The sequence below is a fragment of the Caulobacter sp. FG121 genome (assembly GCF_057809815.1).
The window spans coordinates 247,025-254,439 of the sequence record NZ_JBMDKR010000006.1; the positions used below are offsets into that span (position 1 = coordinate 247,025).

Below are 7,415 nucleotides of genomic sequence, written 5' to 3' on the forward strand. Positions count from 1 at the left end.
GGTCTATTCCGCCGCATCGAGGGCTTCGGCCAGCTCACGCTCCAGGCCGTAGTAGCGGGCGCGGTCCCAGAAGCGCGGACGGGCGATGCCGGTCGAACGGAACTTGCCCAGCACCCGGCCATTGTCGTCCTCACCGGTCATTTCGTAGACGAACAGGTCCTGGGTGACGATCACGTCGCCTTCCAGTCCGACCACCTCGGTGATGTGGGTGATGCGTCGGCTGCCGTCGCGCAGGCGGGCGGCCTGGATGATCACGTCGACCGAGCCGGTGATCATCTCGCGAATGGTCTTCGAGGGCAGGCCGTAGCCGCCCATGGTGATCATCGACTCCATCCGGCTGACGGCTTCGCGGGGACTGTTGGCGTGAAGCGTGCCCATCGAGCCGTCGTGGCCGGTGTTCATCGCCTGCAGCAGGTCGAACGCCTCCGGACCACGGACTTCGCCGACGATGATCCGCTCGGGACGCATCCGCAGGCAGTTCTTGACCAGGTCGCGCATGGTGATCATGCCCTGGCCTTCAAGGTTCGGCGGCCTGGTTTCCAGACGCACCACATGCGGCTGCTGCAGCTGAAGTTCGGCCGCGTCCTCGCAGGTGATGACCCGTTCGGTCGGGTCGATGAAGGCGGTCATGGTGTTGAGCAGGGTCGTCTTGCCCGAGCCGGTGCCGCCGGAGATGACGATGTTGCAGCGGCAGGCGCCGATGACGCCCAGAACCCGCGCGCCCTCGGGGCTGATGGAATTGAAATCCACCAGGTCCTTCATCGTCAGCTTGTCTTTTTTGAACTTCCGGATCGTCAGGGTCGGCCCGTCCAGCGCCAGCGGCGGCGCGATCACGTTGACGCGCGAGCCGTCCGGCAGGCGTGCGTCGCAGATCGGCGAGCTTTCGTCGACGCGGCGGCCGACCTGGCTGACGATGCGCTGACAGATGTTCATCAGCTGGGCGTTGTCGCGGAACCGGACGTTGGTCAGCTGGACCTTGCCGCCGACTTCGATGAACACCCGGTTGGCCCCGTTGACCATCACGTCGGCGATGTCATCGCGCGAGAGAAGCGGCTCGAGCGGCCCGTAGCCCAGAACATCGTTGATGATGTCCTGAACGAGATGCTCGGTCTCGGCGACCGACATCTGCACGTTCTTGATCGCCACCAGCTCGGCGACGATGTCCTTGATTTCCTCGGCCGCGGACTTCTGGTCGAGCTGGGCCAGCTGGCTGAGGTCGATGGTGTTGAGCAGGGCGTTGAAGATCGTCGTCTTCGTCGCGTGGTAATAGTCGCTCTGCTCCCGGACGATCTGCGCCGTCGGGCCCTGGGCCGAACGCAGCTGGTCCAGACCCTTCATTTCCTTCGGCTTGGTGCGCTGGGGGCCGGCGGGGGCCGTCGCAGGATTGTGCGGCTCGTGGGCGCGAGAGGACGCCCCGCCGGCCGGCGGGGCAGCGGCGGGCTGCGGCCGCGTGGCGATCTGCGCGCCCTCGGACGCGGGCGGAGGCGCCCTCCGCTCCGGCGGTGCGCTGCCATCGGACCTTTTGCCGAACACGCTGGACTACTTCTTTCTGAACAGGCCGCCGAGAAGCGACGATTTCTGCTGGGGCGGCGGTTCGCGCCGCGCGACGAGACGGGCCAGTTGCTCGATGCCTTCCGCCGCCTTTGATTTCGGGGCGACCTCGCCGATCATCTGGCCGTGGTTGGCGGCCTGACCGAAGGCCTTGGGCTCGAAGGGCAGGACCAGTGACGGCGCGATGCCGAGCGCCTCGCCGAAGTCCTTGACCGGAATCTCCGGGCGGCCGGGCACGCCGACCTGGTTGAGCACCAGCCGGGGCGGGACGTCATTGGGGCGCGCCAGGCGGACAAGGTCGATCACGTTCTTGGCGTTACGCAGCGAAGCGAGGTCGGGGGTGGCGACAATGACCAGATCGTCCGAGCCGATCAGCATCTTGCGCTGCCAGCCGCTCCAGGTGTGCGGCAGGTCCAGCACGACGAATGGCGCGGCCGCCCGGATCTTCTGGGCGACCTCCTCGAAGGCGTCCGGATGGATGTCGAAGTCCTGATCCAGGGTCGCCGGGGCGGCGAACAGCGACAGACGGTCGGTGACGCGCGCCATCATCCGGTCCATCAGCACCGGGTCGAGGCGGTCCGGCTGGCCGAGGGCGTCGACGATGCCCTGCAGCGGGTCCTGGTTGAAGTTCAGGCCGGCGGTGCCGAACGGCAGGTCGAAGTCGGCGAGAACCGTTCCGGTCTGCATCCGCTCCGCGAGGCACCAGGCGAGGTTGTGGGCGATGGTCGAGGCGCCGACCCCGCCTCGCGCGCCGACCACGGCGATCTGACGGCCGATGAACGGCGCTGTCGGGTCGGCATAGAGGCTGGTGATCGACCGGATGATCTGCAGCGGGCTGAGCGGGGGAACCAGATACTCGCTCACGCCGCGGCGCATCAGTTCGCGATAGAGGGCGATGTCGTTGGCCGACCCGATGGTCATGACCTTGGTGCCGGGGTCACAGACCTCCGCCAGCAGATCGAGCTGCGCCAGTAGTTCCGGCGCTGGATCGAGGCTCTCGACAACGACCAGCGAAGGGGTCGGCTGGTTCTGGTACTGCGCGACGGCCGCCTGAACGCCGCCCGGGAAAATGGACGTCGCCGCGCGCGCCATCCGCCGGTCGGCGGCGGCCTGCTCGACCAGTTCAGCCGTGTCCGGCCGGGCGCAGAAGACATGAATGGAGATGCGCGGGACGCTGACGTCGCCGAGGCCGTCACCGCCCGACGAGGCGATTTCCGGCGCGTATCCGACAGCGGGGCGACCGCCCTCAACCGCGGGCATGACCGAGGGGGTCAGCTCGGCAAAGGGATCTTCCTCGCCAGTCTGGCGGGCCAGCGGGAAGCTGGCGAACGGATCGGGGCCGTCGCTGTCGGACGTCGTCTCACGCCACGGATCGCTCGTGGTCGAGGCGAAATCGTCGTCGGCGTCGAAGCCCAGATCGAAGGGGTCCTGATCGTTGAGTCCTGGCGGCATGGTCTACTGCACCGCCGTCGAAACCGCGCCGGACGCCTGTTCGTCCTTGGCCGTGGAGGTCGTTTCGCCGTTCCGGTACTTGCCGAGCACCGTCGTGCGGCGCCCGGTGTCCGCCGGATCCATCGGCCGCGCGCCGACGAGATCCCCGGGGTTGGCCACCTGCGCGGCCATGTTGGCGCTGACGGCGCAACCGAGGTTGCCATACGGCAGGTTGGAGGCCGTGTTGGTCGTCGCGGTCCAGGCGCCGCAGCGGGGCGTGACGGCCGCGTAGCGCTGGAAGCCGACGATGACCGGGGCGTTCTGGACCCCGCCGGCGTCATAGCCGACCAGTCGCACCAGTTCCGGCCGGGCGCCCTGGCTGACGAGGAAGGCGCGCGCGTCGGCGCTGACCTGATAGGCGCCGCTGTTCTGGTCGCCCGTCGGGGCGGCGACCGTGATCACGCCGCCTTCGGCGAGGGTCCAGCGGCTCTGGAATTCGACGAGGGCGCGGGCCTGGGTCCCTGAAAGACCGGTGGGGTGGGGCGCCAGGCGGATCTCGTCCGGCTGTGACACGACCTGGACCCGCGCGGACCAGGTGTCCAGCGGCATGGGCGCGACCGGTCCGGCGGCCGGGGCGGGGCCGGAGGCGCAGGCCGTCAGGGCCAGGGTGGCGAGGACGGGCGTCAGTCGGGTGCGGGATGACGTCATGGCGCTACTCGATCACATAACCAATGGGGCCCTGGTAGGCGCGCCCGGCATTGGCTCCGGGCGGGGCGCCGACGGTCTTGTTCAGCTTGCCGAACAGAATGGTGTCCGCGTCGCTGGCGAACTGCAGGCCGTCGGCCGGCGTCTGGAAGGCGCCGGGATTGTTGGGGTCGACGATGTAGGCGGTGACGATCACCACCATCTCGGTGTCTCCCGACAGGAAGTCGCGCGACCGGAACAGCGAGCCGATGATGGGCACAGAGCCCACGCCAGGCAGGGCGTCGAGGTTCTCGCGGGTGGTCTGCTGGATCAGGCCGGCGATCATCATCGACCCGCCTGAGGGCAGTTCGATCGAGGTCTCGGCCCGTCGCACCGTCAGGGCGGGGATGGTCAGGCTGGTGCCGCTCGACGAGCTGCCGAGCGTGAAGGCGCCCTGGGTGGTCAGCTCTGAAATCTCGGTCGAGATCTTCAGCGAGATGCGGCCGCCGGAGAGGACGACGGGCGTGAAGGCCAGACCGACGCCGAACGGCTTGTATTCGACGGTCACCGAGCCGTTGCTGGCGTCCTGGTTCACCGGCACGGGATACTCGCCGCCGGCGAGGAACTTGGCCGCTTCGCCGGACACGGCGGTCAGGTTCGGCTCGGCCAGGGTCCGGACCAGACCGACCCGCTCGAAGGCCCGGATCGAACCGTTGAGAATATCGGCCGGCGTGTTGGAGCCGGTGTAGTTCCCGCCGACCGTGATGCCGCCGCCGAGCGAGCCGTTGATGCTGAAGGCGGCCGTCTGGGCGAGGGTGATGGCGCCGCTGCCCTGTTGCAGGATGGCGTTCAGGTTGACGCCCAGCTGCTTGATGACGCTCCGCTGGACCTCGACGACCCGCACGCGCAGCATCACCTGGTCCTTGCCGGCGATGCTGAGCATGTTCAGCACCTGCTCGGGCTTGGACACGTAACGCAGGGCGATCTGGGCGGCCTTGTCGGCGTCGCCGGCGTTGGCGACCATGCCCGTCAGGATGACCGCGTCGCCGATGGGCTCGACCTGGACACGGGCGCCCGGCAGCACGCGGTTGATGGTCTCGGCCAGGGCCCCGAAATCGGCATCGACCCGGATGTTCAGCGACAGGATGCGACGGCCCGCGGCGTCGAACAGGACGGCGTCGGTCTGGCCGGACGACATGCCCAGCACATAGATCTGGCGCGGCGACCGCAGAACGGCGTCGGCCACGGCCGGATTGGTGATCAGGATGTCCCGGACATCCACCGGCAGATCGATGATCGCAGACTTGCCGCGGGGCAGGGCCAGGTTGCGAGCCGCGCCGCCGGCGCCCAGGTCGATGCGGACTGTGGCAGGGCCGGCGCCGACGCCGCCGGAAAGCGCCCGCGCCTGGACCGGCAGGTCCTGCGCCTGAACGGCGGGAGCCGCGGCCTGGAGAAGGGCCGCGGCGATGAGGGCGGGGGCGGCGATGCGCGTCATCCGGATCCTGGTCATCGTGACACCGTCACTTCGCTGGACTGTCCCGCCCGGAAGACCCGGACCGTTCGGCCGGGTCCGCTTGGACCGCCGCCGCCGCTTCCCGCCGGTGCGCCGGCGTCGGTGTAGGCGCGAAGGGCGAGCACGAGCGATCCGCCTTTCTTGGCTTCGGCCTGCGCCGCCGCGAGGACTTCGGAGTCTGATGCGGCCACCTCGAGGGTGGCGACGGCCCCGACGATGGTCTTGGCGTCCTTGGCCGGTTCGGCGGCCTGATCGATGGCCAGGACCCGCAGGTTGCGCAGGACGGTCCCGGTGGTGATGCCCTTGTCGCCGGCGTCGCGGCTCAGCACCACGTCGACCCGGTCACCCGGCATGATGAAGCCCCCGGCGGCGCTGTCGACGCTGACCGGCACCGCCATGGCGCGCATGCCGGGCGTCAGGACCACGGACATGAAATTCCCCTCGCCCGCCTTGACGATCTTGCGGGCGATGACCGGTTCGCCCTGTAACACCGGTTCACGGACGACGGCCCCGATGATCGACTGCATCGCGGCGCCGCCGAACAGGTTCCCGGCGGCGTCAGCCGCCTTCTTCGCCGCCCCCGCCGCGCCGGTCGGCGCGACCTGGGGCCCTGCGCCATCGGTGATGAAAGCCGCGTTGATGTTGGAGGCGGGCCATTCCTGCCAGGTCAGGTCGGCGGCCGTCAGGCGTGTTCCGACCGGCAGATCGTGCTGTGCGACCAGCACCTTGACCATCGGCGTGGCGGCGGGCGTCGCCGAGGCGGCCGTCGTCGCCGGCGCCGAGTCCGGTTTTCTGGGCGCAAAGGCGCCCCGCACGACAAACGCCAGCGCAATGGCGGCGATTGCGGCGATCACCAGGATGAACAGGCGGACGGCGCTCATGAAACTCGAAAGGCCCCGTGGAGGGGTGAAACTGTGTCAGGCCCGGCCAGTCTGGCCCGGGCGAGCGGGCGATTCGTCACCGCCCATTCTGGCGGCGGCCTACCTTCGGGTCGGCATGGTTAACGCCGACCTAAGCCGGCCTCAGGAAAGGCCGCGGGCGAGGGTCGACAGAAGGCTTTCCGGAAACGCCGCGAGTGCGCCGAAGGCGATGGCGATGCCGTAAGGTACGTTCTCGCCCGGCGTCGCCAGTCGACCGATCCACTGGGGGCCGCGGGCGGCCAGAGGGCGCACCCAGACCGACCGGAGCGCCAGCAGGGTCACCGCCAGCGCTCCGCCGGCGAGCGCCGTGACGAGGAGGTAGGGCAGCAGCGCGCCGAGGCCCATCCACAGGCCGGCCGCCGCGAACAGTTTGGCGTCGCCGCCGCCGATCCAGCCGACGGCGAACATGCCCATGCCGGCGATCAGGGTTCCGCCGCCGATCAGCAGGGCCAGGCCGATCTGTCCCGGTTCGGCGCCGAGGATCAGCGCGGTCGGCAGGAAGGCGGCGCTGAGGGCGATCGATATCCAGTTGGGAATGGTGAAGCTGACGGCGTCGCGCATGGCCCCGATGATGACCAGGGCGGGGAACGCCAGCAGCAGCGCGATCTGGATCAGGTGAATCATGGCTGTCCGCGAAAAGTCCTCGATGGGAGTCTCGCGCGCCGGAGTGAACCTTTGGTTGACGCCCGGCCAGAAAAGCAGAAGGGCCGCGGATTTCTCCGCGGCCCCCTGTTTTCGACGGTAGAGTTGACCGATGTTAGGTCAGCTTGCCGTTGATGGTCGTGAAGGCAGTGTTGAGCTTGGTGCCGAGGGTCGTCACGGCCGTGATGATCACGACGGCGATGAGGGCGACGATCAGGCCGTATTCGATAGCCGTGGCGCCGGATTCATCCTTGGCGAACTTGGTCATGAACTTCGTCATAGTGCAGCTCCTTGATGTGACCGGCCGCCGGGGCGGGTCGATTTGAATTCTTGTCTCAGGGCCAGGAAACTTCGCAGGAAGCTTGTCCGGCCTTCGAGGGTCACTATGGGCCCCGATCGTGAATCGATCATTGATACGCGAAACAAAATCCCGGACTTTTTATCGTAATATTTCAATAACTTGTTGGGCTTCCAGCAGCAGAAAGGGCCGCGGATTTCTCCGCGGCCCCCTGTCTTCGACGGTAGAGTTGACCGGTGTCAGGTCAGCTTGCCGTTGATGGTCGTGAAGGCGGTGTTGAGCTTGGTGCCGAGGGTCGTCACGGCCGTGATGATGACGACAGCGATGAGGGCGACGATCAGGCCGTATTCGATAGCCGTGGCGCCGGATTCATCCT

The 7,415-nt window shown here is 68.2% G+C and carries 8 protein-coding genes; all 8 read right to left on the reverse strand.

Annotated features, from left to right (window positions below):
- Nucleotides 1–3: 3 nt before the first annotated feature.
- The gene (locus ACODSL_RS15975; RefSeq protein ID WP_488901705.1) at nt 4–1,533 is read right to left on the reverse strand and encodes a TadA family conjugal transfer-associated ATPase; all 1,530 of its coding nucleotides are present in this window, start codon (nt 1,531–1,533) and stop codon (nt 4–6) included.
- Nucleotides 1,534–1,539: 6 nt separating this feature from the next.
- A complete protein-coding gene (locus tag ACODSL_RS15980) occupies nt 1,540–3,003 on the reverse strand; it encodes a CpaE/TadZ family protein (protein ID WP_488901706.1) in 1,464 nt (487 codons plus the stop codon).
- A 3-nt stretch (nt 3,004–3,006) separates the two neighbouring features.
- Nucleotides 3,007–3,690, reverse strand: a complete 684-nt coding sequence (locus tag ACODSL_RS15985) for a CpaD family pilus assembly protein (protein WP_488901707.1) — start codon at nt 3,688–3,690, stop codon at nt 3,007–3,009.
- A gap of 4 nt (nt 3,691–3,694) precedes the next feature.
- Nucleotides 3,695–5,176: a type II and III secretion system protein family protein gene (locus ACODSL_RS15990; RefSeq protein WP_488901708.1), complete on the reverse strand. Its 1,482-nt coding sequence runs from the start codon at nt 5,174–5,176 to the stop codon at nt 3,695–3,697.
- Nucleotides 5,173–6,060: a Flp pilus assembly protein CpaB gene (gene cpaB, locus ACODSL_RS15995; protein ID WP_488901709.1), complete on the reverse strand. Its 888-nt coding sequence runs from the start codon at nt 6,058–6,060 to the stop codon at nt 5,173–5,175. The genes ACODSL_RS15990 and cpaB overlap by 4 nt, the downstream gene beginning before the upstream one ends.
- Before the next feature lie 141 nt (nt 6,061–6,201).
- Complete coding sequence (locus ACODSL_RS16000) at nt 6,202–6,723, reverse strand: A24 family peptidase (protein WP_488901710.1); 522 nt, start codon at nt 6,721–6,723, stop codon at nt 6,202–6,204.
- 133 nt (nt 6,724–6,856) lie between these two features.
- Nucleotides 6,857–7,021, reverse strand: a complete 165-nt coding sequence (locus tag ACODSL_RS16005; RefSeq protein WP_488901711.1) for a Flp family type IVb pilin — start codon at nt 7,019–7,021, stop codon at nt 6,857–6,859.
- 257 nt (nt 7,022–7,278) lie between these two features.
- A partial coding sequence (locus ACODSL_RS16010; protein WP_488901717.1) for a Flp family type IVb pilin occupies nt 7,279–7,415 on the reverse strand: 137 nt, incomplete at its 5' end.

Bases quoted from the DNA above. Each gene is read 5' to 3' on its own strand.
- ACODSL_RS16005 (WP_488901711.1), bottom strand. From the start codon at position 7,021: ATGACGAAGTTCATGACCAAGTTCGCCAAGGATGAATCCGGCGCCACG.
- ACODSL_RS15980 (WP_488901706.1), bottom strand. From the start codon at position 3,003: ATGCCGCCAGGACTCAACGATCAGGACCCCTTCGATCTGGGCTTCGAC.
- cpaB (WP_488901709.1), bottom strand. From the start codon at position 6,060: ATGAGCGCCGTCCGCCTGTTCATCCTGGTGATCGCCGCAATCGCCGCC.
- ACODSL_RS15990 (WP_488901708.1), bottom strand. From the start codon at position 5,176: ATGACCAGGATCCGGATGACGCGCATCGCCGCCCCCGCCCTCATCGCC.
- ACODSL_RS15985 (WP_488901707.1), bottom strand. From the start codon at position 3,690: ATGACGTCATCCCGCACCCGACTGACGCCCGTCCTCGCCACCCTGGCC.
- ACODSL_RS16000 (WP_488901710.1), bottom strand. From the start codon at position 6,723: ATGATTCACCTGATCCAGATCGCGCTGCTGCTGGCGTTCCCCGCCCTG.